At 71.6% G+C, this 23,335-nt stretch carries 26 protein-coding genes; 6 read left to right on the top strand and 20 right to left on the bottom strand.

All coding sequences use genetic code 11. The annotated features are described in order from the left end of the window. Window positions 1-6 precede the first annotated feature (6 nt). Window positions 7-924: an HAD family hydrolase gene (locus A3CE_RS0126075; protein WP_051183790.1), complete on the top strand. Its 918-nt coding sequence runs from the start codon at window positions 7-9 to the stop codon at window positions 922-924. A gap of 68 nt (window positions 925-992) precedes the next feature. Here the strand turns inward: A3CE_RS0126075 and A3CE_RS0126070 are convergent, their stop codons facing one another. The 13 genes from A3CE_RS0126070 to A3CE_RS0126015 form a co-directional block, all read right to left on the bottom strand. Next, the gene (locus A3CE_RS0126070; RefSeq protein WP_026468869.1) at window positions 993-2,036 is read right to left on the bottom strand and encodes a lysophospholipid acyltransferase family protein; all 1,044 of its coding nucleotides are present in this window, start codon (window positions 2,034-2,036) and stop codon (window positions 993-995) included. A gap of 14 nt (window positions 2,037-2,050) precedes the next feature. Then, complete coding sequence (locus A3CE_RS0126065; RefSeq protein ID WP_020643052.1) at window positions 2,051-3,097, bottom strand: NAD-dependent epimerase/dehydratase family protein; 1,047 nt, start codon at window positions 3,095-3,097, stop codon at window positions 2,051-2,053. 256 nt (window positions 3,098-3,353) lie between these two features. Further along, entirely contained in the window at window positions 3,354-3,455 is a 102-nt protein-coding gene (locus A3CE_RS55375; protein WP_007030867.1) for a 30S ribosomal protein bS22, read from the bottom strand. A gap of 165 nt (window positions 3,456-3,620) precedes the next feature. Beyond that, the gene (locus tag A3CE_RS0126055) at window positions 3,621-3,836 is read right to left on the bottom strand and encodes a helix-turn-helix domain-containing protein (RefSeq protein WP_013222402.1); all 216 of its coding nucleotides are present in this window, start codon (window positions 3,834-3,836) and stop codon (window positions 3,621-3,623) included. A gap of 310 nt (window positions 3,837-4,146) precedes the next feature. After that, window positions 4,147-4,968 carry a pyrroline-5-carboxylate reductase gene (gene proC / locus A3CE_RS0126050; RefSeq protein ID WP_020643051.1) on the bottom strand — a complete coding sequence of 274 codons (822 nt, stop codon included), beginning with the start codon at window positions 4,966-4,968 and terminating at the stop codon, window positions 4,147-4,149. 24 nt (window positions 4,969-4,992) lie between these two features. Next, window positions 4,993-5,811 (bottom strand): thioesterase family protein, encoded by an 819-nt coding sequence (locus A3CE_RS0126045; RefSeq protein ID WP_020643050.1) that lies wholly within the window; start codon window positions 5,809-5,811, stop codon window positions 4,993-4,995. Between the two features lie 144 nt (window positions 5,812-5,955). Further along, window positions 5,956-6,768 carry a sugar phosphate isomerase/epimerase family protein gene (locus A3CE_RS0126040; protein WP_020643049.1) on the bottom strand — a complete coding sequence of 271 codons (813 nt, stop codon included), beginning with the start codon at window positions 6,766-6,768 and terminating at the stop codon, window positions 5,956-5,958. 83 nt (window positions 6,769-6,851) lie between these two features. Further along, window positions 6,852-8,522 (bottom strand): hypothetical protein, encoded by a 1,671-nt coding sequence (locus A3CE_RS0126035; RefSeq protein WP_026468867.1) that lies wholly within the window; start codon window positions 8,520-8,522, stop codon window positions 6,852-6,854. Beyond that, complete coding sequence (locus A3CE_RS56730) at window positions 8,519-8,683, bottom strand: hypothetical protein (protein ID WP_157376793.1); 165 nt, start codon at window positions 8,681-8,683, stop codon at window positions 8,519-8,521. The genes A3CE_RS0126035 and A3CE_RS56730 overlap by 4 nt, the downstream gene beginning before the upstream one ends. After that, on the bottom strand, window positions 8,680-9,663 hold the full coding sequence (locus tag A3CE_RS0126030) for a Ppx/GppA phosphatase family protein (RefSeq protein ID WP_020643048.1): 984 nt from the start codon (window positions 9,661-9,663) through the stop codon (window positions 8,680-8,682). The genes A3CE_RS56730 and A3CE_RS0126030 overlap by 4 nt, the downstream gene beginning before the upstream one ends. Before the next feature lie 113 nt (window positions 9,664-9,776). Further along, a complete protein-coding gene (locus tag A3CE_RS0126025; RefSeq protein WP_003062718.1) occupies window positions 9,777-10,466 on the bottom strand; it encodes a response regulator transcription factor in 690 nt (229 codons plus the stop codon). Next, the gene (locus A3CE_RS0126020; RefSeq protein ID WP_026468866.1) at window positions 10,463-11,707 is read right to left on the bottom strand and encodes a sensor histidine kinase; all 1,245 of its coding nucleotides are present in this window, start codon (window positions 11,705-11,707) and stop codon (window positions 10,463-10,465) included. The genes A3CE_RS0126025 and A3CE_RS0126020 overlap by 4 nt, the downstream gene beginning before the upstream one ends. Window positions 11,708-11,852: 145 nt before the next feature. Beyond that, entirely contained in the window at window positions 11,853-12,722 is an 870-nt protein-coding gene (locus tag A3CE_RS0126015) for an oxidoreductase (protein ID WP_020643046.1), read from the bottom strand. A gap of 67 nt (window positions 12,723-12,789) precedes the next feature. On the opposite strand from A3CE_RS0126015, the gene A3CE_RS0126010 reads away from it, so the two are divergent. Continuing rightward, entirely contained in the window at window positions 12,790-13,428 is a 639-nt protein-coding gene (locus tag A3CE_RS0126010; protein WP_020643045.1) for a helix-turn-helix domain-containing protein, read from the top strand. A 75-nt stretch (window positions 13,429-13,503) separates the two neighbouring features. Here the strand turns inward: A3CE_RS0126010 and A3CE_RS0126005 are convergent, their stop codons facing one another. From A3CE_RS0126005 to A3CE_RS0125975, 7 genes are all read right to left on the bottom strand, one after another. Then, complete coding sequence (locus A3CE_RS0126005) at window positions 13,504-14,253, bottom strand: phosphoglyceromutase (RefSeq protein ID WP_020643044.1); 750 nt, start codon at window positions 14,251-14,253, stop codon at window positions 13,504-13,506. A 432-nt stretch (window positions 14,254-14,685) separates the two neighbouring features. Beyond that, entirely contained in the window at window positions 14,686-15,555 is an 870-nt protein-coding gene (locus A3CE_RS51670; RefSeq protein WP_051183789.1) for a DUF4349 domain-containing protein, read from the bottom strand. Window positions 15,556-15,625: 70 nt separating this feature from the next. Further along, window positions 15,626-16,138 carry a type III secretion system chaperone family protein gene (locus A3CE_RS0125995; RefSeq protein WP_020643042.1) on the bottom strand — a complete coding sequence of 171 codons (513 nt, stop codon included), beginning with the start codon at window positions 16,136-16,138 and terminating at the stop codon, window positions 15,626-15,628. Then, window positions 16,135-17,439, bottom strand: a complete 1,305-nt coding sequence (gene mshA / locus A3CE_RS0125990; RefSeq protein ID WP_245589593.1) for a D-inositol-3-phosphate glycosyltransferase — start codon at window positions 17,437-17,439, stop codon at window positions 16,135-16,137. The genes A3CE_RS0125995 and mshA overlap by 4 nt, the downstream gene beginning before the upstream one ends. A gap of 22 nt (window positions 17,440-17,461) precedes the next feature. Then, window positions 17,462-18,277, bottom strand: a complete 816-nt coding sequence (locus A3CE_RS0125985; RefSeq protein ID WP_020643040.1) for an alpha/beta fold hydrolase — start codon at window positions 18,275-18,277, stop codon at window positions 17,462-17,464. Between the two features lie 3 nt (window positions 18,278-18,280). Next, on the bottom strand, window positions 18,281-19,456 hold the full coding sequence (locus A3CE_RS0125980) for a L,D-transpeptidase (RefSeq protein WP_020643039.1): 1,176 nt from the start codon (window positions 19,454-19,456) through the stop codon (window positions 18,281-18,283). A 157-nt stretch (window positions 19,457-19,613) separates the two neighbouring features. Continuing rightward, entirely contained in the window at window positions 19,614-20,666 is a 1,053-nt protein-coding gene (locus tag A3CE_RS0125975; RefSeq protein WP_020643038.1) for a UDP-N-acetylmuramate dehydrogenase, read from the bottom strand. A gap of 24 nt (window positions 20,667-20,690) precedes the next feature. Here A3CE_RS0125975 and A3CE_RS0125970 point away from each other — a divergent pair, with 24 nt between their 5' ends. The 4 genes from A3CE_RS0125970 to A3CE_RS0125955 all read left to right on the top strand — a co-directional run bounded on the left by A3CE_RS0125970 (window position 20,691) and on the right by A3CE_RS0125955 (window position 23,325). Then, window positions 20,691-21,197 carry a DUF2505 domain-containing protein gene (locus tag A3CE_RS0125970; protein ID WP_020643037.1) on the top strand — a complete coding sequence of 169 codons (507 nt, stop codon included), beginning with the start codon at window positions 20,691-20,693 and terminating at the stop codon, window positions 21,195-21,197. Beyond that, window positions 21,176-21,976, top strand: coding sequence for a hypothetical protein (locus tag A3CE_RS0125965; protein WP_020643036.1), 801 nt, complete (start codon window positions 21,176-21,178; stop codon window positions 21,974-21,976). Before A3CE_RS0125970 ends, A3CE_RS0125965 begins: the two co-directional genes overlap by 22 nt. A 127-nt stretch (window positions 21,977-22,103) precedes the next feature. Then, window positions 22,104-22,811, top strand: coding sequence for a DedA family protein (locus A3CE_RS0125960; protein WP_020643035.1), 708 nt, complete (start codon window positions 22,104-22,106; stop codon window positions 22,809-22,811). Next, complete coding sequence (locus A3CE_RS0125955) at window positions 22,702-23,325, top strand: maleylpyruvate isomerase family mycothiol-dependent enzyme (RefSeq protein WP_084641793.1); 624 nt, start codon at window positions 22,702-22,704, stop codon at window positions 23,323-23,325. The genes A3CE_RS0125960 and A3CE_RS0125955 overlap by 110 nt, the downstream gene beginning before the upstream one ends. Window positions 23,326-23,335: the final 10 nt, after the last annotated feature.

Raw genomic sequence — 23,335 nt, 5'->3', positions numbered from 1 at the left:
GCAGACGTGGAGGCGGTGTGCGTGTCAGCTTGGCGTGGCAGGGATAAGAGTCAGGAGCTGGAACGGCTCGCCGCGCTCGCGGGCGAGGCGTCGGCCGAGGCCGCCCACGCCCGAGTGGTTTCCGAAGCCGCCGAGCCCCACGTCCCGCCCGCGCCGCCGGACCTCACCGCGGCCGCCTTCTTCGACGTCGACAACACGATGATGATGGGCGCGTCGATCTTCTACTTCGCCCGCGGGCTCGCGGCGCGGAAGTTCTTCACGTCTTCGGACCTGGCGGGGTTCGTCTGGGGCCAGATCAAGTTCCGGCTCGGCGGCCGCGAGAACAAAGAGGACATCAAGACCCACCGCGAGCGCGCACTGTCCTTTGTGGCCGGGCGCACGGTGGCCGAGCTGACGTCGATCAGCGAAGAGATCTACGACGAGCTGATGGCCGACAAGATCTGGTCCGGCACGCGCGCGCTGGCCCAGATGCACCTGGACGCGGGCCAGCGCGTCTGGCTGGTGACGGCGACCCCGATCGAGCTGGCCGCGATCATCTCCCGGCGGCTCGGCCTGACCGGCGCGCTGGGCACGGTGGCGGAGACGAAGGACGGCGTCTACACGGGCCGCCTGGTCGGCGACCTCCTGCACGGCCGCGCGAAGGCCCACGCGGTGCGCGCGCTGGCGTCCCGGGAGGGGCTGAACCTCAAGCGCTGCACGGCGTACTCCGACTCGGCCAACGACATCCCGATGCTCTCGGCGGTCGGCACGGCGGTGGCGGTCAACCCCGACGGCGGGCTGCGTGACGTGGCCCGGGCGCGCGGCTGGGAGATCCGCGACTTCCGGACCGGGCGCAAGGCGGCGAAGATCGGCGTGCCGTCGGTGCTGGGCGTCGGGGCGCTGGCGGGCGCGGTGGCGGCCGGGATGGCCTACCGCCGCCGCTGACGGCGCGCGGCGTCCTCGGTGGCCATCCACCTCCCGGGCCGGAACCCTCCCGGCCCGGAGGGGATGGCTCAGCCGCGGAAGACCGACTTCCGCTGCGACAACCGCCGGTACAGCGTCTGCTGAATCGACTCCCGGACCTGGTCGGTCAGCTGGAACACCAGCATCGGGTCCTCGACCGCCTCCGGCTCGAACTCGTCGGTCCGGATCGGCTCGCCGAACTCGATGCTCCACTTCGTCGGGAGCGGGATCGTGCCCAGCGGGCCCAGCAGCGGGAAGAACGGCGTCACCGGGAAGTACGGCAGACCCAGCATGCGGGCCAGCACCTTGATGTCGCCGACCTTCGGGTAGATCTCTTCGGCACCGATGACCGACACGGGGATGATCGGCACGCCGGCGCGCAGCGCGGCCGACACGAAACCGCCGCGGCCGAAGCGCTGCAGCTTGTAGCGCGACGAGAACGGCTTCCCGACGCCCTTGAAGCCCTCCGGCCACACCCCGACCAGCTCACCCTTGCGCAGCAGGCGTTCCGCGTCCGCGTTGCAGGCCAGCGTCTGGCCCGACTTGCGGGCGAACGAACCCACCAGCGGCACCTGGAACACCAGGTCCGCGCCGAGGCCGCGCAGGTGACGGCCACCCGTCTCGTCGTGGACCGCCACCGCCGTCATCAGCGAGTCCAGCGGCACCGTGCCCGAATGGTTGGACACCAGCAGCGCGCCCCCCGAAGCCGGGAGGTTCTCGACGCCGTACGTGTCGACGCGGAACCACTTCTTGTACAGCGCGCGCAGCGGCGGCAGGAAGACCGCGTCGGTCAGCTCGGCGTCGAAGCCGAACTCGTCGACGGTGTAGTCCCCGGTCAACCGGTCGCGGATGAAGCCGAGCGCGGACCGGGCCACATCCGAAAGGACTTCGGGGGCCTGCGCTCCCTGACCGGCGCCGGGGAAGGCGACGACCGGCGCCGCCCGCTGGGTCTCGGTTTCCCGGGCTGTTTCCTCTTCGCGCAGGTCCTGCTCCGCCTTCACCACGTCCGGCTTCTCCCGGCCCGGTCCGTGCAGAGGGATGACCTGTGCTTCGGCACCGCCCACGGTCTCCGCCTCGCTTTCGAAGTCGTTCAAGTCGTGCGGTCTGCTCACCGGCTCGCCTGCCCGGTCGCAGCAGCGACGAGCACCTTTCCGGCCAGGCCCGCCAGCTTGCCACCGTCGAGCACCGGCCGGAGCCCGCGTCCCACGACGTAGTCGTCGAACGCCTCACGCGTGGTCCACCGCGGGGTGTACCCGAACTCCTGCTTCAGCTTGGCGATGTCGACGACCCGGCCGAAGTTCAGCAGCCGGACCTGGTCGGCGGAGAAGTCCACCACGCGAGCACCGCGCAGGACCTTGCCGACCGACGGCACCACGCTCCGCGGCATCGGCAGCTCGACCCGGCCGGCTCGCCGGATCGCCTGCGAGAGGGTGAGTACCCCCTCCGAACCGACGTTGAACACGCCGGGTTTGTCGGTCAACGTCGCCCGCTCCAGCACCGCCAGCGCGTCCGAAGAGTGCAGCAGCTGGATGCGCGCGTCGTACCCGAACACTGTCGGCACCACCGGCAGCGCGAAGTAGCGGGCGAGGACCGTGTCGGTCTCGGGACCGATGATGTTGGCGAAGCGGAACAGCGTCGTGGTGATGTCCGGGCGGCGCCGCACCAGGCCGCGGACGTAGCCCTCCATCTCGACGGCGTCCTTCGCGTACCCGCTGGTCGACGTCGGGATGAGCTCGGAGTCCTCGGTGAACACCGCCTGCGAACGGGCACTCGCGCCGTAGACCGCCGCCGTCGACTTGACCACCAGCTTGCGCACCAGCGGGGAGCGCTGGCACGCGGCCAGCAGCCGCATGGTGCCGATGACGTTGACTTCCTTGATCGCCGTGCGGCGGCCCGGCCCGGCGGGGTGCGCGGTGCAGGACGCGTGCACCACGGTGTCGACCGTGGCGGTGCTGATCACCTTGGCTATCAACGGGTTCCTGATATCCGCGCGGACGAACTCCGCGTGGCCCATGCGCTGCAGGACCGCCTTCGCCGGCGGGACCGTGTCGACACCGATGACCCGTTCGAAGTCGGGGTTGTTGCCCAGCCGGGCCAGCAGTTTCCCGCCGAGTTCCCCGGCGACCCCGGTGACGAGCACGATGTTCGACGGCATGCGACTCCCTGCGGCGTAGGGCGTGTGGGGGGTGGACGGTCACCCGAGGTGCGCGTACCTGCACTCGTTGGAAGCATCGCGCGGACGCCGTTGAGATGTTACCGCTCATCAGTGGTAGGTCAGGGGTGTCTTACGTGCTATTAACCGCGGTTCCCCCGGAAAGCGACGAACGCCTCACTCGAACGGGGGGACCGGCCCACCACATGGACGTGGCCCGTCCAGAAGCTGGACGGGCCACGGTCGCGGTCGGCAGGATTTACTTGCCGGCCTTCCGACGCTGCACTCGCGTGCGGCGAAGCAGCTTGCGGTGCTTCTTCTTCGACATGCGCTTGCGGCGCTTCTTGATCACAGAGCCCATGGGCGCTCCTTAGGTCGTCGTCGGTCACGCTGCCCGGCGCAGCGTCCAACGGGTGGAGCGCACAGGCACGAGCGGTTTTCCAGGTTACCCGCCACCTGGCGCGGGCCGGTCATCGGGCACGTTGTAGCGCTGCGCGCCGCAGGCCACGGCGTGCCCGGCGACCGGTCAACCCACGTCGTAATAGGCACCCTGGAGGTACTCGTGCACTGCTTTTTCCGGCACCCGGAAGGACTTCCCGACCCTGACGGCGGGCAGCTCACCCGAGTGCACGAGACGGTAGACGGTCATCTTGGAGACCCGCATCAGCGTGGCCACTTCGGCGACCGTCAGGAACTGGACCTGCCCGACTGCGGGCAAATCCTCCTTCTTGTTCGGCGACATGTTTACCGCGTCCTTCGACACGTGTCGCGCCACGAGGCTTCCCCACCTGTGGTATCGACACGCACGTGCTCTATCGAGAGTAGCGGGACTGGTGGGACTAATGCGACGCCTGTCACCGAGATGGGCCCCTACCTGCGCTAACGCACAAGCACCCGCGCGTGCAAGACCACCGGAATCGCCCTTTCCGGCGAATCCGGGCACGTGCGGACCCGGACCGGCCACACGCCACGCCCTCGGCCCCGCCGCCGCACGGGGGCCCGGAAGTCCGTGAATGGCACATTGAGGGACTTGAAGTCCCTCAATGTGCCATTCACGGACTTCCGGCTTCGTCGTGGGCCTTGCCCAGCTCCACCGAGCGGTCGCGGGCCGCTTCGATGGCGGCCAGCATGGCCGCGCGGACGCCGTGCTTCTCCAGCTCGCGGATGGCGTTGATGGTGGTCCCGGCGGGGGACGTCACGGCCTCGCGCAGCAGCACCGGGTGCTCCTCCGACTCGGCCAGCATCTTCGCCGCGCCGACGGCCGACTGGATGATCAGCTGGCCGGCCAGCGTGCGCGGCAGGCCGAGCAGGATCCCGGCGTCGATCATGGCCTCGACCAGGTAGAAGAAGTACGCGGGCCCGGAGCCGGACAGCGCTGTGACGGCGTCCTGCTGCCCCTCCGGCACCTCGACGACCTGGCCGACGTGGGTCAGCAGGTCCCGCACCACCGCGAGGTGCTCGCGCGTCGCGTAGCGGCCCGCGGAGATGGCGCTCATGGCCTCGTTGACCAGCATCGGCGTGTTCGGCATCACCCGCACCACCGGAACGCCCGAAGCGAGCCGGCGCTCGTACAGCGACGTCGGCAGGCCCGCGCACAGCGACACCACGAGCGACGACGGGCCGAGCAGCGGCGCCAGCTCGTCGAGCACCGGGTCGATGTCCTGCGGCTTCACCGCGACGACCAGGACGTCGGCGTGCTTCGCCGCTTCTTCGACCTCGACGGCGCGGACGCCGTACCGCGCCGTCAGCTCCTCGGCACGCGCCGGGTACCGCTCGGTGAAGAGCAGGTCGCCCGGTTCGTGGCCGCCGTGCAGCAGCCCCGAGAGCAACGCCTCGCCGATCTTGCCCGCACCCAGCACCGCGATGACCGTCATGGCGTCAAGCGTGCCAAACGCGGCTCAGCCGCCCGGTGCCGGGGCGAGGCCCAGCTGGCGGGACTGGCACACCAGCCTGCCCTGCGAGTCGACGACCGTGGCGTCGGAGTCGAACCACGACTCGTGCACCGACCTCGACTCGACGACCACCCGCAGCCAGCCCGGCGCCGGGCGGGTGCGCAGCAGCGCCGTCAGCTGCACCGTCGGCGCCCAGCCGATCCGGCCGAGGTTCATCACCACCGGCGGGTTGACGTCGGAGGCCAGCAGCGTGAAGTACGGGTCGACCAGGCCGTGGCGCGGCCGGACCCACAGCCGCATCCGCGGCGGCTCGCCCGAGCGGCCTGCCAGGTAGCCGGCGGTCGCCGGGTCGAGCCGGACCTCGCAGCCCTTGGCCAGGTTGAACGGGCCCTCGGGGCTCTCCGGCATGGTCAGCGCGCCCGGCGACGGCTCGGCGGGCATCGACGGCACGTCCGTCCACTCCGGGCGCCGCATCGGCAGCCGCCCGGTCGTCACCCTGGCCTCGACGCAGCTGCGGCCGCGCTGCTCCAGCCGGACCTCGACGACCGTCGCGCGGCGGCCGACCTTGCGGACGTCGGTGCGCAGGAGCACCGGGCCGAGGGCGAGCGGGTGCAGGAACTCGGCGCTGACGACGAGAGGCTCGGCGTGCGGCTCCCCGCGTTCGTGCAGGGCGGCGACCGCCGCCTTGGCCAGCAGGGCCAGGAGGAATCCCCCGTGCGGGTGCGGGCCGATGGCCCACTCCGCACGCAGCACCGCGGTGAAGGTGCCGTCCCCCAGCGACCGCGCCGCACTCGCCGTGTCGAAGGACACGGCGGTGCCGTCCATTCCGCTCACGAACGGTCCGCGCCGATTCGGGAATCCGGATAGGTGACGATCAAGGAGAGCGACGGTTTCACGGTCCGCACTTTACGGGTACGACCGGCGGAAATGCACTCGGGAGTAGTCGTGTCCTCCGCGGAATGTGCGCGGTTATTGCCCGAGGTGGAACCGGGTGAACAACAGCGCCTCGGCCAGGTCGCGGACGCGCTGGGCCGCGGTGACGGCGTGGCGGGTGTTGATCTCCAGCACGATCTGCCCGGCGAAACCACTGCTGACCAGCTTCTCCAGCAGTTCGGTGCAGGGCTGGCCGCCCCGTCCGGGCACCAGGTGCTCGTCCTTCGGGACGCCGGTGCCGTCGGCCAGATGGACGTGCGAGAGGCCCTCGCCCATCCGCTGCGCCAGCGCCAGCGCGTCCATCTCGGCTGCCGCTGTGTGGGACAGGTCGAGCGTGTAGTGGCGGAACCCGACGTCCGTCGGATCGATCGACGGCCGGAACGCGGACACCCGCGCATTCTTCGAACCACCGGGCGGCCGGACCTTGAACATGTTTTCGACCGCTATTTCGATCCCGCTCGACTCCTCCAGTTCGGCGACGAGATCGCCGAAGGCGTCGCCGTACCGGCGTTGCCAGCGGAACGGCGGGTGCACCACGACCGTGCGCGCGCCGAGCTCGAGCGCGGCGTCGACGGACATCCGCAGCCGCACCACCGGGTCCGGCGACCAGATCCGCTGGGTGATCAGCAGCGACGGCGAGTGCACCGACAGCACGGGCACCCCGGTGCGACGGGACAGGCGCCGCAGCGCCGTGACGTCCTGGCTGACCGGGTCGGCCCAGACCATCACCTCGACGCCGTCGTAGCCGAGCTCGGCGGCCAGCTCGAAGGCCGTCCCCGCCTTCAGGGGCCACACCGACGCCGTGCTGAGGCCCACGGGGACCGGCTGCTCGTCTGTCACGCGCGCCATCCTGCCTCGTCACCGAGGGTGCGCGGCGCCGCCGGGCCGCTAACGGGACGCGGATCACGGGTCCTCCGCTGTCCCGGCCCGCGTCAGCGGCCGACGAGCAGCAGCGCCGCCGGTGACACCGTCACCACCAGGCCGACCAGCACCGCAAGCACCGTGGTCTGCAGGTCTTCGGCGCGGCGGATCTTCCGCACGATCCAGACCAGCGCGACGACCACCAGCAGCGCCGCGACCAGCGCGGCGGCCGGGATGTTCACCCACAGCCAGTTGAAGCCGAGCCAGACGGCGGCGCCGCCGACGACACCCATGGCGAGCTGGCCGGCCAGCGCCAGCCACTGCTTGCCGGGCGACACCGCGGGCGCAGGCTCCGCGACCGGCTCGGGCGCGTCGTCGTACTCGTCGTCTTCGTAGCCTTCGCCCTGCTCGTAGGCGTAGTCGTCCTGCTCGAAGTCCGGGCCGTCCGGCGGGTACCCGTCGGCGAACTCGCGCTCGTAGGGCTCGAGGTCGTCCGGGATCGGCGCGCGCGAGGCGCGGTCGACGGGCGCGAACGGCATCGGCGGCGGGTACGCGCCGGTCGCCGGGCCCGCGTCGTAGGCCGCCTGGTAGCCGCTGCTCTCCGGGGCGAACCCGTCGGGCTCGAAGTCGTCCTCGGGGTAGCCGTCGTCCGGGGTGTCGGCGGGCACCACCGGCATGACGCCGATCTCGGTGTCCTCCATCTGCTCCTTCTGCCGCCGCTTGCGCCAGTTCGCCAGGCCGGCGGGCGAGGACGGCTCCCGCGGCTCGGGCTTCTTGCCCTTCTTCGACGCCGGCGGGGCGGGCGGCTCGTCGTCGGGGACCGCCGAGAACTGCTCGGTGTGGTCCTCGCGCTTCGGCTCTGGGCGGCGCGACGGGGCGCGGCGCGGGCGGCCGGGCGCGGCGGGCGGCGGCGCGAACGACCCGCTGGCCATCGGGCCCGGCGGCACGTCGATGTCGGCGTCCGGGGTGCCGTTGAGGCCGTCGAGCCGGGCCGACAGGGGGCCGGAGGGCGGCAGGGGTCCAGGGGGCGGCGGGGTCGGCAGCTGCTGGGACGGCTGGGGCGGGGTCGGCAGCTGCTGCGACGGCTGCGGAGGGCCGGGGCGGCGCCGGACCGGCGGGACGACCCCTCGGGTCTCCTCGGCCGCCGGCGGAGGCGGCGTCGGCAGTTGCTGCGACGGCTGCGGCGGGGGCGGCTGGCGGCGCGGCGCGGCGCGCGGCGGCACGGGCAGCTGAGCCGACTCCTGCTGCCGCGGCGGCACCGGCAGCTGCGCCGGCTCCGGCGGGCGCGCGAACTGCCCGGACTCCTGGGGCGGCCGGGGGCGCTGCCCCGGCTCCGGCGGCACCGGCCGCGCGTACTGGCCGGACTCGGCACCGCCGGGGGCGGGCCGCGCCGGGGGCGGCGGCACCGGCCGCGGCAGCGGCTGGGAGTCCTGCGGGACCACGCGCGGCGCGGGCGGCGGCGGGGGCGGTGGCTCCGCGCGGCGCCGTCCGGCGGGCCGGGCGGGAGATGCCGGCGGGGGCGGGGTGCCCTCGGACGCCACCCGGTCGATGATCGCCTGGGGGCCGGTGTCGGTCACGCCCGGCCGCCGGTGCGTGCCGGTGGCTTCGGGGGTGGCCGGTTCGTCGTCGTCATCAGCCGCGCGCCGGCGGCGACGGCGTCCGCCGTCGACCTGGGCGCCGTGCTGGGCGAGCAGCTCAGCCACGGTCTTCTGCGGCTGGTCGCCTCCGGTCTGGTCCGTCATACCTGGTAGTCCCCTGCGCGCTCCGGGTTCTCGGCACCTCGCGAGGAGGCACCCGACGGCAGCTCGGTGGCGCAGCGCGCGCTGTACGCCGTCCTCTGCATGTCCGTCACCTCTTCACCGTGCCCGTGCTGCGTGTGCGAAGTCCAGCCGCGTGCTTTCACCGGTCCTCCTGTGCGCCGAAGCGCCCCACGAGGGCGGCTCCAGTCTCATCCGCGCCGTGGGAATGGTCCAGCCGCCGCAGGATGACACCCTCTCGCAGAGCCCACGGGCAGATCTCGAGTTCCGGCACGCCGAGCGCCCGCATCGTGGCTTGCGCGACGAGCGCACCCGCCACGAGCTGGTGCGACCGGCTCGAGCTGACGCCTTCGAGGTGCGCGAGATCGGCCGACGACATCCGCGAGACGAAGGCCAGGAGCTGGCGCAAGGCGGTGTCCGTGAGCGTACGTCGGACGCGCGGGCCCGCCGCCGAGGGGGCGGCGCCGGTCAGCCGGGCGAGCGAGCGGAACGTCTTCGACGTCGCCACGACCCGATCGGGTTCACCCCATTTGGTGATCTTGCGCGCGAGGTCGGTGAGCTGGTCGTCCAGCCACGCCGACGTCGCGACGAGCTCGGAGCGCGTCGGCGGGTCGTGCCGGAAGCGGGTGCGCGTGGTGCGGCCGGCGCCCAGCGGCAGGGATTCGGCCAGCACGGGCTCTTCGTCACGGCCCATCGCGACCTCCAGCGAGCCGCCGCCGATGTCGAGCACCAGCAGCTGACCGGCCGACCAGCCGTACCACCGGCGGACGGCGAGGAAGGTGAGCCTGGCTTCGTCGGTGCCCGAGAGAACCTGCAGGTCGACGCCGGTTTCCTCGGCCACACGGGCGAGCACCTTCGCGGAGTTCTTCGCCTCGCGGACGGCGGAGGTGGCGAACGCCATGACCTCTTCGCAGCCGAGCCGGGTGGCGGCTTCCTTCGCGGACTGGACCGCGGTGCAGAGCTCGTCGGCACCGGCCTTGCTCAGGTCGCCGCCGCGGGTGATCCGCTCGGCCAGCCGCAGCACGGACTTCTCGGAATGCATCGGGGTCGGGTGGGCGCCACGGTGGGCGTCGACCACGAGCAGGTGGACGGTGTTGGAACCGACGTCGAGTACCCCTAGGCGCACGGGGGTCCAGCGTACCGGCCCCAGCCTCAGGTCTCGAACATGTAACCAACAACACTCGGTGCGGTACCGCCCCGGCGCGCCTCCACCGGGGCCGGTACCACCACGAAAGGGACTTACGTCTCGAACTTGTAGCCCAGGCCGCGAACCGTCACCAGGTGCCGCGGCGAGCCCGGGTCCGGTTCGATCTTCGAGCGCAGCCGCTTCACGTGGACGTCGAGCGTCTTGGTGTCGCCGACGTAGTCCGCGCCCCACACCCGGTCGATCAGCTGCCCGCGCGTCAGCACCCGGCCGACGTTGCGGAGCAGGTATTCGAGCAGGTCGAACTCCTTGAGCGGGAGCGACACCTCGGCACCGTCGACGGTCACGACGTGCCGCTCGACGTCCATCCGCACCGGTCCGGCGGAGAGGACCAGCGGGGCCAGCTCGCCCTCCGAGCCGGGCTCGCCGCCGCGGCGCAGCACCGCGCGGACCCGCGCGATCAGCTCCCGCGCCGAGTACGGCTTGGTGACGTAGTCGTCCGCGCCCAGCTCCAGGCCGACGACCTTGTCGATCTCGCTGTCACGCGCGGTCACCATGATCACCGGGACGGCCGAACGCTGGCGCAGCTGCTTGCAGACGTCGGTGCCGCTCATCCCGGGCAGCATCAGGTCGAGCAGCACGATGTCGGCGCCGTTGCGGTCGAACTCCTCCAGCGCCGCCTGGCCGGTGCCGGCCACGGCCGCGGTGAACCCTTCCTTGCGCAGCAGGAAGGCGAGGGGGTCGGCGAACGACTCCTCGTCCTCGACGATGAGAACCCTGGTCACAGGTTTCCTCCATGATCTGGGCTGTCCTGCCCGGTAACCACGAGCCTCTGGGTGCGCTCGGGGATCTTCTCCTGCCGCGGTGCCGGCGAGGTCTGTTTCCCGGCCTTCGCCGGTTCGGCCGCGTGCTCCGGCCCGATGTGCGCGGGGATCCGCAGCGTGAACGTCGAGCCGGTGCCGGGACGGCTCCACAGCCCGACCGAGCCGCCGTGGTTGGCCGCGACGTGCTTGACGATCGCCAGGCCGAGGCCGGTGCCGCCGGTGGCGCGGGAGCGGGCCTTGTCGGCGCGGTAGAAGCGCTCGAACACGCGCGTCTGCTCGTCCTCGTGGATGCCGATGCCGCGGTCGGTGACGGCGATCTCGACGACGCCGTCGTTGAGCCGGCGCGAGATCGACACCGGGCTGCCGGCCGGCGAGTACGCGACGGCGTTCTCCAGCAGGTTCGACAACGCGGTGACCAGCAGCGTGCGGTCGCCCTCGATGAGCAGGCCGCTGGGGGTGTCGGTGGTGATCCGGATGTCGGCGGACTCGGCCGACAGCGTGGTGCGGCCGAGCGCCTCGCGGACGACCGCGTCGACCTCGACGACGTTGAGGTCGGGCAGCCGCTCGGCACCCTGCAGCCGGGACAGCGCGATCAGCTCGGTGACGAGCTGGCCGAGCCGGGTGGACTCGCGCAGGATCTTGCCGCCGAAGCGGCGGACCTCTTCGACGTCCTCGGCCGCGTCGAGCACGGCCTCGGTGAGCAGCGCGATCGCGCCGACCGGGGTCTTGAGCTCGTGACTGACGTTGGCGACGAAGTCGCGGCGCACGGCCTCCAGCCGGATGGCCTCGGAGTGGTCGACGGCCTCGACGACGGTGAAGCCGTCGCCGAGCGGCCGGACCTGGCCGAGCACCGCCTCCGGCTGGCGGCCGCGCGCTTCGAGCGGCGAAAGGTCGATTTCCATCGGCTCGTCGGTTTCGACGACCTGTTCGGCGGCCTTCCGGGCCCGCGGGTCGGCCTGGTTGACCTTCACCAGGCCCAGCTCGTAGGCACGCGGGTTGTGCAGCACCATGTCGCCGAACCGGTTGAGCACGACGACGCCGTTGTTCGAGGACCGGACCAGGCGTTCGTAGAGTTCGGCGACGGTCGGGCCGGGCGGACGGACGTCCTCGCGCCGGGTGCGTGCCCGCGCCACGAGGTAACCGACCACCGCGCCGGCCACCAGTGCTCCGATGGCCAGTGCGAGTGAAACAGGCGTGGTCACAGGCCGATCGTAAGCGGTGATGTGGCCTTTCGGCCTAGCGTTGTCCGCCTTGTCGTGAGCACCGCGACACCTGGGGAGGACATGTTCGCCGGGGTGTCAGCCCACGTTCACCCGGCCGATTCCCGAGCGAGACCTTCCGGGTGAATCAGGCATCTCCTTCGAGTGCCGCCAAGTCGTCCCCGGTGAGTTCCAGGGCCGCCGCGGCGACGTTCTGCTCGAGGTGCGCGAGGCCGCCGGTGCCGGGGATGGCGAGCACGTTCGGTCCCTGGTGGAGGGTCCACGCGAGCCGCACCTGGGCCGGGGTGACGTCGTGGCGGCGCGCGACCTCGGCGACCCGCGTCTCCTCCGCCGAACCGCTCGCCATGGCGAAGAACGGCACGAAGGCGACCCCGTGCTCGGCGCACAGCCGGACGAGTTCGTCGTCCTCCCGGCGCGCGGTGAGGCCGTACTGGTTCTGCACGCAGACGACCGGCGCGATGGCCAGGGCTTCGGTGAGGTGCTCCGGGCCGACGTTGGAGATGCCCAGCTCGCGGATCAGGCCCTTTTCCCGGAGGTCGGCGAGCACGCCGAACCCGTCGGCGATCGAGCCGGTGCCGCGCTCGAGGCCGTGGCCGATCCGGTAGTTGACGACGTCGAGGTGGTCGACGCCCAGCTGGCGCAGGTTCTCGTCGACCTGGGCGCGCAGCTGGTCGGGGCGGGCGGAGTAGAAGGTGCCTTCGAAGTCGCGTCCGGCGCCGATCTTGGTGGTGATCACGAGGTCGTCGTACGGCGACAGCGCGGTGTTGATCAGTTCGTTCGCCGACCGCGGGCCGGCGAAGTAGAACGCGGCCGTGTCGATGTGGTTCACGCCGAGTTCGACGGCCCGGCGGAGCACGGCGAGCGACGTCTCGCGATCGCGGATCCCGCCGTCCGAAGTGGACATCAGGCGCATCGCGCCGTAGCCCAGCCGGTTGACTTCGAACGAGCCGAGCTTCCAGGTGCCCGCCGCTGCGGCGGGGAGGGTGTTCGTGGTCATGGCTCCAGCTTTCCGGCAAGGCCCGCGTGACCACCGGGTTTGGCAGTTTGCTGCCACACTGGAATACGTGGAGAAGGTGACTGACGTCGTCTCGGTGCGCGGCGAGGCGGAGCTGTTCGAGCGCACTGCGCATCTATTCGCCGCGGCGACGGAGATCTCGTGCGCCGCCCGCGACCTGCACACGTGGTCGGTGGCGCACCCGAGCGAGCCCCCGCGCGAGCAGTCGGTTCGCGGGCTGACCGTGCGCAAGGTCTACCAGCCCGGCGTGCTGTTCGACCCGGCGCTCGCGGAGCACCTGCGGCAGATCGCCGCCCACGGGGCGAGGATCCGGATCACCGAACGCGAGATCAACGAGACGATTCTGCTCGACCGCCGGATCGCGATCGTCGCCGGCGAGAACATCGGCGGGGTCCGCGGCTACACCGTGATCAGCAGTCCCGACCTGGTCCAGGGCATCCAGTCGCTGTTCGAAGCGGCCTGGCACGGCGCCACCGACCTGGAGTCCTACCAGGCCCGGTTCACCGAGCTGGGTGCGCGGGAGATCCTCGAGCAGCTGGCGTCCGGCTCCAAGGACGAGACGGCGGCCCGCTGCCTCGGCGTCAGCCTGCGGACCTACCGGCGCCGGGTGGCGGAGCTGATGGAGCTCCTCGGCGCGTCTTCGCGGTTCCAGGCCGGAGCACGGGCCCGCGAGGCAGGGCTGCTGTGAAGCGAGCGCCTAAGTCCGTGAATGGCACATTGAGGGACTTCAAGTCCCTCAATGTGCCATTCACGGACTTGCGGGTCAGCGGCCCTGGTTGGCCACCGCGGCGGCGGCTTCCTTGGCGGCTTCGGGGTCGAGGTACTCGCCGCCCGGCTTCAGCGGCTTCAGGTCCTCGGTGAGGTCGTAGCGCAGCGGGATGCCGGTCGGGATGTTGAGGCCGGCGATGTCGGCGTCGGAGATCCCGTCGAGGTGCTTGACGAGCGCGCGCAGCGAGTTGCCGTGCGCGGCGACCAGGACCGTCTTGCCCGCGCGCAGGTCCGGCACGATCTCGGACTCCCAGTACGGCAGGAGCCGCTCGACGACGTCCTTGAGGCACTCGGTCAGCGGCGCGTTGCCGCCGAGGTTCGCGTAGCGGGCGTCGCCCGCCTGGCTCCACTCGTCCTTCGGGTCGATCGCCGGCGGCGGGGTGTCGTACGAGCGGCGCCAGAGCATGAACTGCTCCTCGCCGAACTCGGCGAGGGTCTGCTTCTTGTCCTTGCCCTGCAGCGCGCCGTAGTGGCGCTCATTGAGGCGCCAGTCGCGCTTCACCGGGATCCAGTGCCGGTCGGCGGCGTCCAGCGCGATGTTCGCGGTGGAGATCGCGCGGCGCAGCAGCGACGTGTGCACCACGTCCGGCAGCAGGCCGGCGTCGGCCAGCAGCTGGCCGCCCTGGCGGGCTTCGCCCTCACCCTGCTCCGAAAGCGGTACGTCCACCCAGCCGGTGAACAGGTTTTCCGCGTTCCACGTGCTCTGCCCGTGCCGCAGCAGCACCAACGTCCCAATCTCGGCCATGGCCAACAGCCTGCCAGAACGCACCAAGCGGCCCGTGGGTGACCTCCGTCGCACCGACTGATTTACCCAGAGTGTGTTACCGGGAAGTAACACCCCACCCTTCGACAAGTTCGGCCGCCAACAACGCGCAAAAACTCCGCAACGGGCTGCGCACCGTTATCGATCGTTCCAAAATTCACTCGAACGGGTTAGCCGGTAGCCTTGTGATTACCCGTCGGTATCTGACAGGTTGGCTACGTCCCGAACGGCCGGATTCCACGCACTCCCCGGCCGGGTTCGGGCTTTGACCGCGGCTCGTCTCCCCCCTGCCGAGCCGCGGCCCGCCGGCCCCGTTGACACCCCCCTCGTCACCGGGTCCTGATCGGCGGGAACTTCAGCGGGGCGGCTCGAGTCGCGACTCCCCCCTCCCTCGAGCCGTCCCGCCTGTTCCGCTCAGCTTTCGCTCGGCCCCGGCATCGGCTCCGGCACCCCCGTCCGGCGACGGCGGTGCAGCCACCAGCCGAGCCAGCCCAGCGGCACGACGAACAGCAGGAACGGCGCGATCGCCCCGAGCACCGTCAGCAGGCCACCGCCGAAGACGAGGAACGCTTCCCAGCCGCCGGCCAGCCCGCCGAGGAACCCGCTGCGGTCCTCCGCCGCGGGCGGGGGCGCGGCGACGCCGCGGATGGTCATCGCGACGGTCGCCATCGCGACACTGCCGGCCAGGGAGTTCCGCTGCTGCTCGAGGGATTCGAGCGCCGACTCACGGCTCGTCAGTTCGCTTTCGACCGACGCGATCTCCGACACCGAAGTCGCCCTCGCCAGCAACGCGCGGATCCGATCCACCGACGCCCGCTGCGTCGCCAGCCGCGCTTCGACGTCGACGACCTGCTCGGTCACGTCCTGGGTGTTCAGCTCCCGCTTCACCAGGCTGGTGCCGAGGTGCGAAAGCTGGTCGAGCACGCCGTCGAGCTTGTCGGCGGGCACGGCGAGGCTGAGCGTCGCCGTCTCGTCGCCGGTGCTCTCCTGGCCGGTGTAGCCGCCGGCGCCCTGCGCGATCCCGCGGGCCTGCGCGACGACGTCGACGACCTTGGTGGCGGTCAGTTCGAGCCGGGCACTGCGCGAAAGCTTGCGCTCGGTGGCCCCGGGCTGCGGCGGGGTCACCTTGTTCTGCCCGGCCTTGCCTGTCCCCTGCTGCGGCACCGCGGGCCCGATGCCCGCACTGTCCGCCGTGGACGATGCCCCGTTTTCGGCCGCCGAGCACCCGGCCAGCGCGAACGCCACGGCCGCGGCCGCGAGCCCGGCTCTCCATCGAGTCCGCATCCTGCGTCTCCCTCCAGTTTCGACTGACGAGGAGACGGATGTCCGGTTCAGGGCCGTTGCACGGCCCGGGTCACGACTCGGTCAAGCCCGGTTCGTGCGGCTTCTCGGGCGCCACGAGGTGCTTGAACGCCTGGAGGTTGGCCAGGGACTCGCCGCGGGAGACGCGCCAGTCCCATTCGCGCTTGATCGACGTCGCGAAGCCGATCTCCAGCAGGGTGTTGAAGTCGCCGTCGGCCGCTTCGAGCACCTGGCCGAGCACCTTGTCGAGCTCGTCGGCGCTCATCGTGTCCTTGCCGAACCGGCCGACCAGGTAGATGTCGCCGAGACTGTCCACTGTGTAATGGACGCCGTAGAGCTTAGCGTTGCGCTGCAACAGGAAGCGGTAAACGTCCTCATGGGACTCGTCGGGACGGCGGCAGACGAAGGCTTCCACCGAAAACGCGTGGTCGCCGTCGACGAGCCACGCGTTCGTCTGCAGCTTCTTCGTTCCCGGCAGCGTGACGAAGTACTTGCCGGGACCGCGCTTGTCGTACTTCAGCTCCGCGGAGTCCAAAGTAGACTGGATCAGCTCGTCCAGGCTCACACCGCCACCTCCGTGCGCAGGTCCAGCGCACGGGAGAAGGCACTGGTGGCCTGAGCATAGATGTCGAGCAGCGCGTCGGTGGTGCGGCGCCAGGAGAACCGCCGCGCGTGCACAACGGCGTTCGCACCCAGCTCGGCCCGCCAGTCCGGGCGAAGCGCGACCGCGGCCAGCGCGTCCGCCCACTCCTCGGCGCCGTGGCCGGGGACCAGCAATCCGGAAACGCCGTGCGGCACCGCCACCGGCAGCCCGCCGACCTCGGCCGCGACCACCGGCGTCCCGCAGGCCTGCGCCTCCAGCGCGACCAGGCCGAACGACTCGTTGTAGCTCGGCACCGCGACGACGTCGGCGGCGCGGAAGACCCGGGCGAGCGCCTCGCCCGGCTGGGGCGGCAGGAACCGGACCTGCGGCTCGATGCCGAGGAACACGGCCAGCTCGCGCAGGGCCTGCGGCTGTTCCAGCCCGGTGCCGGAGGGCCCGCCGACGACCAGCACGACCAGCTTCGGCGCCAGTTCGGGACGGCGTCGCAGCAACGCGGCCGCGGCGTGCAGCAGCACATCCGGCGCCTTCAGCGGCTGGATCCGGCCGGCGAAAGCGAGCACGATGGCGTCGTCGGCCAGGCCGAGGAAAGCGCGGGCCTCGTGCTGGGAACCCGGCGTGAAGCGTTCGAGGTCGACGCCCGGCGGCACGGCGTGCACCGCGTGCGGCTCGGCGTCGTAGAGCTCGATGAGCTGGCGGGCCTCGACCGCGGTGTTGGCGACCAGCTTGTCGGCCTCCGCGACCACCTGCTCCTCCCCGATCACGCGGGTGCGCGGCTCGGGCTTGTCCCCCTCGGCGAGCGCGGCGTTCTTCACCTTGGCCAGCGTGTGCGCGGTGTGCACCAGCGGAACGGACCACCGGTCGCGGGCGAGCCAGCCGACCTGGCCCGACAGCCAGTAGTGCGAGTGGATGAGGTCGTAGTGGCCGGGCTCGTGGAAGGCCTCGGTCCGCAGCACGCCGGAGGTGAACGCGCACAGCTGGGCGGGCAGCTCGTCGCGGGCCAGCGGCTCGAAGGGGCCGGCCTGGACGTGCCGCACGGTCACCCCCGGCGCCAGCTCGGCCACCGGCGGCTGGTCGGACGCGGTCGCGCGGGTGAACACCTCGACTTCGACGCCGCGGCGGGCCATCTCGGTCGCCGTCTGGCTGACGTAGACGTTCAAGCCCCCGGCGTCGCCGGTCCCGGGCTGTTCGAGTGGCGAGGTGTGCACGGACAGCACCGCGATCCGGCGCGGCACAGCGCGGAACCTCGGGTGAAAGCTGGTCACCTGGTCACGTCTCCTGCGTACTTCAGCATTCCTCGGCGAACTGCCGCAGCACCGCGTCGAACTCGGCCGCGGACTCGGCGAAGGGCGCGTGCCCCCCATCAACGAACCAACGCCCGCGGGCACCCGGAATCTTCCCGATGGCGTGCTCGGCCACCGAGGGCTCGATCACGCGGTCGGCCGTGCCGTGCACGACCAGGGCCGGTTTGTCGATCCCGGCCAGCACGTCTTCGCTGCCGACGTCCCGGCGGAACAGCGCCGCGCGGACCGCGGGCGGGACGCTCAACGAAGCGCCGAGCAGGGCTTGGGCCTGCGCGCCGGGCACCGGCCCGGCCACCATCCCGCGGGTGAACGCGGTGAGAGCCGGGACCGCGATGTCCGGATCGTCCGAAAGCATCGCCCGCATGTGCTCCCGCATCAGCGGGCCGACCCGGCCGCCCGGCCGGTCGCGGCCGATCTCGGTGATGGCGCCGACGAGCACGAGGCCACGCAGCCGTGCGGTGCCGTGCACCCGGATGTGGTCGGTGAGCACGAGGCCACCGTAGGACCAGGCGACGACGATGGCGTCCGGGCCGGCGAAGTCGAGCACCGCGGCGAGGTCGTCGGCCCAGACCCGCGGGTTTTCATACCCCACCGCCGGGACGTCGGAGGCGCCGTGGCCGCGCAGGTCCACCGCGACCAGCCGGAACCGCTCGGTGAGGGCGGGGTCGGCCAGCTGCGCGGCCCAGCAGCCGGACGACTGCGCCCAGCCGTGCACGAACACGATCGGCCTGCTGTTCCCCGCGCCCTCGACCCGCAGGCCGAGCCGCACCCCGCCGTGCCCGACGACTTCCGTGCGCACGGGTTACTTGGCGCCCAGCGACTGCCAGGTCTTCCAGTCGTAGTTCCAGTCCTTGACGTCCGAGTTCATCGGCGGGGACAGCTTCGAGCCGGTGATCTCGACCGGGTCGCCGACCAGCGCGGAGTCGAAGAAGTCCTTGGCGTCGGCCTCCAGGAGGTTGACGCAGCCGTGGGAGTTGTTGTCCCGCCCGATGTGGGCCGCGTTGTCCTGGTTCTCGTGGATGTACTCGCCGTGGTTGGAGAACCGGCAGGCCCACTTCTTGTTGATGTTCGTGTAGCCGTAGCGGGCGTTGTCGAACACCGCCGTCGGCTCCTTGCTCATGACGATGTAGGTGCCGTTCGGGGTGTTGCGGTCGACCTCGGCGTCCAGCCCGTTGGCGCACGGGTAGCTCTTGACCTGGGAGCCGCCCCGGAAGACGCGCATCTGGTGGTCCGGGGTGTTTACCTTGACCACCTGGTTGCGGCCGATCTTGAACTTCGTCGTGACGTCGGCCTTGCCGTACGCGCCGCCGCCCAGCTCGACGCCGTAGAGCTTCGCCTCGACGTTCACGGTGATGTTCTGCGGCCAGTACTCCTTCGGCCGGTAGTCGACCTGGCTGTCGGACAGCCAGCCCCAGGCGCCTTCGACTTCCTTGTCCGTCTTCACGGACAGTGCCTTCTCGACCGCCTTGCGATCCTTGACCGGCGACGCGAACTTGACGCTGATCGGCATGGCCACGCCGACGGTCTGGTTGTCGGCCGGGTTGAGCGTGGCGCGGACCTGCTTGGCCGGGTTGATCGTGGTGAAGCTGCCGGTGAACTCGACCGGCTTGCCGTCGTTGCCGGTGGCCTTGGCCGCGTAGGTGTAGGTCTTGCCGTAGCCGAGGGGCTCGGAGCTGGTCCAGGTGAGGCCGTCCGGGGCGGTGTCGCCCTTGACCTCCTTGCCGCCGCCGGTGACCTTGCACTCGGTGAACTTGCCGTCGGCGACCTTCAGCACGACCGGCTTGAGGACGGGGACGTCCTTGGCGTTCACGGCGGGCTCGGCTGTGACCTTCGCCACGGGCTGCGCGCCACCCTCGCCGTCGGCGCCGGCCGCGCCGGTGGGCAGTGCGTTGCCGCCGTTCTCGCTGGAACACGCCGCGGCGACCAGGGCGGCCCCGGCCGCCAGGGCAGCCTTGAAGACCGTACGCCGTTCGATCACCGATACCTCCCGAAATCCCCCGCAACCAGCGGGCACACGCCTTTAGCGCCGGCGACCCAGCCGACGTTACCGACCGGAGACCCACGATCATCCGATCAGGTGGCGACGCCTTGTGCCGACAAGACGTCCTTAACACGTCCGGGTTGCCCGTTTCGGCTCAAATCACGCAGTTGATCAGCAGCGGTTCGGGGTGCAGCCGGACACCGAAGCGCTCGTACACGCCGTCGCGAACCTCGCGGGCGAGGCCGAGGAGGTCCTCCGTCGTCGCGTCGCCGCGGTTGGTCAGCGCGAGGGTGTGCTTGGTCGACAGCGAGACGCGGTTCCCCGGTCCGGGGTAGCCCTTGGCGAAGCCGGCGCGCTCGATCAGCCAGGCCGCGGACAGCTTGACGCCGCCGTCGGCCGGGTACTGCGGGACGTCGGTGCCGACCCGGTCGGCGATCCGCGTCAGGACCGCTTCCGCCTCGGCCGCCGGGACGATCGGGTTGGTGAAGAACGAGCCCGCGCTCCACGTGTCGTGGTCGTCCGGGTCGAGCACCATGCCCTTGCCGCGACGCAGCTTGAGCACGGCTTCGCGCGCTTCGGCGGCCGGGACGCGCGCGCCGATCTCGACGCCGAGTGTGCGCGCCAGCTCGGCGTAGCGGATAGGCGCCGAGAGGCCGTCTTCGCGGACCTCGAAGCGGACCGAGAGGACGACGCCGGTGTCGGTGCCCTTGAGGACACTGGTGCGGTAGGCGAAGCCGAGCTCTCCGGCCTTGAGCGTGCGCACTTCGCGCGTCACGCGGTCGTACAGCTCGAGCGAGACGATCGACTCGGCGACCTCGCAGCCGTACGCGCCGACGTTCTGGATCGGCGTCGCCCCGACGCTGCCGGGAATGCCGGAGAGGCATTCGAGGCCGCCCAGGCCGGCGTCGGCCAGTGCGGCGACGAACGCGTCCCAGTTCTGGCCCGCCTGGACCTCCACCACGTCACCGTCGCGGCGCCAACCGGTGTTCGCCACCTCGACGAGCGTGCCGTCGAACCCCGCGTCGCCGACCACCAGGTTGGAGCCGCCGCCGAGCAGCAGCACCGGCTCGCCCGCCGCGTCCGCCGCACGGACCGCCGCGACGAGGTCTTCGCTGGTCACGGCGCTGACGAAGCGGCGAGCGGGGCCGCCGAGGCGCAGCGTCGTGTACGCGGAGAGCTTCGGGAGTTCGGAAGTACGGATGTTCACCCGCCTGACGGTACTGTTCGGCTCATGGGATCCCGGATCGAGCACCGCGCTGAGTTCGCCGCCGACGTCGCGTCCGTGTACGCGGCGGTCGCGGGCGAGAAGGCGCTGCGAGCGCTTCTGGAGGAGCTCGGTGGCCACAGCGCGGCGCTGCTGGCGTACGAGGAGTCCGACGCGGGCTTGCGGTACCAGCTGCGCCAGGGCATCAGCGCGGACAAGCTGCCGCAGGCGGTCCGGACGCTGCACAAGGGTGACCTGCTGGTGACGCGGACGCAGACCTGGCGCGTGAGCAAGGACGGCACCGGACGGCAGGGCAACGCCTCGGTCGAGGTCGGCGGCGTCCCGGGCGAGATCAGCGCGCGGACGGCGTTGCTGGCCGACGGCGGCACGACGGTGCTGCGGATCAGCGGCGAGGTGACGGTCCGGATCCCGCTGTTCGGCGGGAAGCTGGAGAGCGTGATCGCCGAGCAGGTCACCAAGCTGCTGGAGCGCGAAGCCGAATTCACCGCGAAGTGGCTGGCCGAGGCCGCCTGAGCCCGGTCGGCGCGCCGACCCGCGGCACGACCAACCCGAACCGCCTGCGCCGGGTCGACCGGTGGATCGCTTCCTCGCCGGCCACGACCCGGTTGCTGCGCGCGGCCGATTCGCCGCTCGTCGTCGACCTCGGCTACGGCGCTTCCCCGGTGACGACGGTCGAGCTGGCCCGGTGGCTGCGCCGGGTCCGGCCGGACGTCCGGGTGCTGGGCCTGGAGCTGGATCCGGTGCGGGTCGCCGCCGCATTGCCCGCCGCGTCGCCGCCGTTGCTGGACTTCCGCCGTGGCGGGTTCGAGCTGGCCGGGACGCGGCCGGTGCTGGTGCGGGCGTTCAACGTGCTGCGGCAGTACGCGGAGGACGAGGTCGCGGGCGCGTGGGGCCTGATGCTGGACTCGATGCCCGCCGAGGGCCTCCTGGTCGAGGGCACGTGCGACGAGATCGGCCGGCTGTCGACGTGGGTCCTGGTCTCCCGCGCGGGGCCGGTCTCGCTGACGTTGTCGATGCGGCTGGCCGGCTTGGACCGTCCGTCGACGGTCGCGGAGCGGCTGCCGAAGGCGCTGATCCACCGGAACGTCCCCGGTGAGCGCGTCCACGACTTGCTTGCTTTCCTCGACGTTTGCTGGGCGACGGCGGCGCCGCACCAGTCCTTCGGCGTGCGTTCGCGGTGGCTGGAGACGATCCGGCTGCTGGCCGCGCGGGGCTGGCCGGTGCTGGGCCCGCCGTCCCGGATCCGCCTCGGCGAGCTGACGGTCCCGTGGGCTGCGGTCGCCCCGGCCTGAGCGCAGCGGCGACGTCATGAACGACTCTTTCATGACGTCCGGTGACATGAACGACTCGTTCATGACGTTCACCGGGCCACCCCCGCTCCGTCACCCCGAAGTGACCTGCGGTGATCACCATTGAGCCGTGGAACTGCTGGCGTACGTCACCGAGCTGCTGCGCGGCGCGCTGGGCTCGCCGTGGCTGTGGGTGCTCGTCTTCGCCGTGGCCGGGCTGGACGCGCTGCTGCCGTTCATGCCCAGCGAGACGACCGTCGTCACCGTCGCCGTCCTGCTCGGGCCCGATCCCGCGCAGCTCACGCTGCTCGCCGCGGTCGCGGCCGGGGGCGCGTGGACCGGGGACTGCCTCGGGTACGCCGTCGGCCGGTTCGCGGGGCCGCGGGCGGTCGCGCGGCTGCAGCGCGGGCCGGACGGGCGCCGTCGCTACGAATGGGCGCGCGACCAGGTGCGCGACCACGGCGGCCTGCTGATCATCGCCGCCCGTTACCTGCCGGGCGGCCGGGTCGCCAGCGCCCTCGCCAACGGCAGCCTCGGTTACCCGCCACACCGGTTCGTGCTGCTCGACGCCGCCGGCGCGGCGATCTGGGCGGTGTACAGCGTGCTGATCGGCCTCGCCGGCGGAGCCGCCTTCGCGGACGAGCCGGGCAAGGGCCTGCTGCTGTCCTTCAGCCTCGGGCTGGGCTTGGTGTTCGCCATCGAAGCCGGGCGACGGCTACGGTCGGCCCATGCGGCTGTTCGAAGCGATCGACGTCCACGCCGACGGGCTCAAGCGGGCGGCGCTGACGACCGGGCCCCTGGCACGGGTGCCGAACTGTCCGAAATGGACTGTCCATGACCTGGTGACGCACATCGCGTTCGTGCACGGCTTCGCGATCGGCCTGGCGGTGAACCGGCCCGTGAAACCGGCGCCTCCGCAAGACTGGGACGACGTCCTCGGGTGGTGGGACGGCCAGCGTCTCGCCCTGCGCGAAGCGTTGAGCCACGACCCGGCAGCCCCGGCTTTCTCGCCGTACCCGGGCTTCGAGTCGACGGTCGGCGACTGGACGCGGCGCATGGCCCACGAGACGGCGATCCACCGCCTGGACGCCGAATCGGCGCTCGACGACGTCCCGCGGACGCGCTTCTCGCCGGAGTTCGCGAACGACGGGATCGACGAGTTCCTGACCTACCTCACCCCACGCCTGGGCAACAAAGCCGACGTGCGCGTCACGACGCCGGAGCGCACGTGGACCGTCGGCGAGCCCGGCGCGGAGGTCGCCGGCGCCGCCGACGACGTCTACCGCGCGCTGTGGGGCCGTCCGCACCAGGCGTCCGTCACGGGTGACCTCGCACCGCTCGCGGCGCCCTGACCAGCGCAAG

This window comes from Amycolatopsis balhimycina FH 1894 (assembly GCF_000384295.1).
GTDB lineage: Bacteria > Actinomycetota > Actinomycetes > Mycobacteriales > Pseudonocardiaceae > Amycolatopsis > Amycolatopsis balhimycina.
Note: the sequence above shows the minus strand (reverse complement) of the source record. Positions and strands in the feature narration are given on the sequence as shown.

Coding starts and splice junctions, on each gene's coding strand:
- A3CE_RS0126065 (WP_020643052.1), bottom strand. CDS start 3,097: ATGCCGTCGAACATCGTGCTCGTCACCGGGGTCGCCGGGGAACTCGGC.
- A3CE_RS55375 (WP_007030867.1), bottom strand. CDS start 3,455: ATGGGCTCTGTGATCAAGAAGCGCCGCAAGCGCATGTCGAAGAAGAAG.
- A3CE_RS0126055 (WP_013222402.1), bottom strand. CDS start 3,836: ATGTCGCCGAACAAGAAGGAGGATTTGCCCGCAGTCGGGCAGGTCCAG.
- proC (WP_020643051.1), bottom strand. CDS start 4,968: ATGACGGTCATCGCGGTGCTGGGTGCGGGCAAGATCGGCGAGGCGTTG.
- A3CE_RS0126045 (WP_020643050.1), bottom strand. CDS start 5,811: ATGGACGGCACCGCCGTGTCCTTCGACACGGCGAGTGCGGCGCGGTCG.
- A3CE_RS0126040 (WP_020643049.1), bottom strand. CDS start 6,768: ATGGCGCGCGTGACAGACGAGCAGCCGGTCCCCGTGGGCCTCAGCACG.
- A3CE_RS0126035 (WP_026468867.1), bottom strand. CDS start 8,522: ATGACGGACCAGACCGGAGGCGACCAGCCGCAGAAGACCGTGGCTGAG.
- A3CE_RS0126015 (WP_020643046.1), bottom strand. CDS start 12,722: ATGACCACGAACACCCTCCCCGCCGCAGCGGCGGGCACCTGGAAGCTC.
- A3CE_RS0126005 (WP_020643044.1), bottom strand. CDS start 14,253: ATGGCCGAGATTGGGACGTTGGTGCTGCTGCGGCACGGGCAGAGCACG.
- A3CE_RS51670 (WP_051183789.1), bottom strand. CDS start 15,555: ATGCGGACTCGATGGAGAGCCGGGCTCGCGGCCGCGGCCGTGGCGTTC.
- A3CE_RS0125970 (WP_020643037.1), top strand. CDS start 20,691: ATGGGATCCCGGATCGAGCACCGCGCTGAGTTCGCCGCCGACGTCGCG.
- A3CE_RS0125955 (WP_084641793.1), top strand. CDS start 22,702: ATGCGGCTGTTCGAAGCGATCGACGTCCACGCCGACGGGCTCAAGCGG.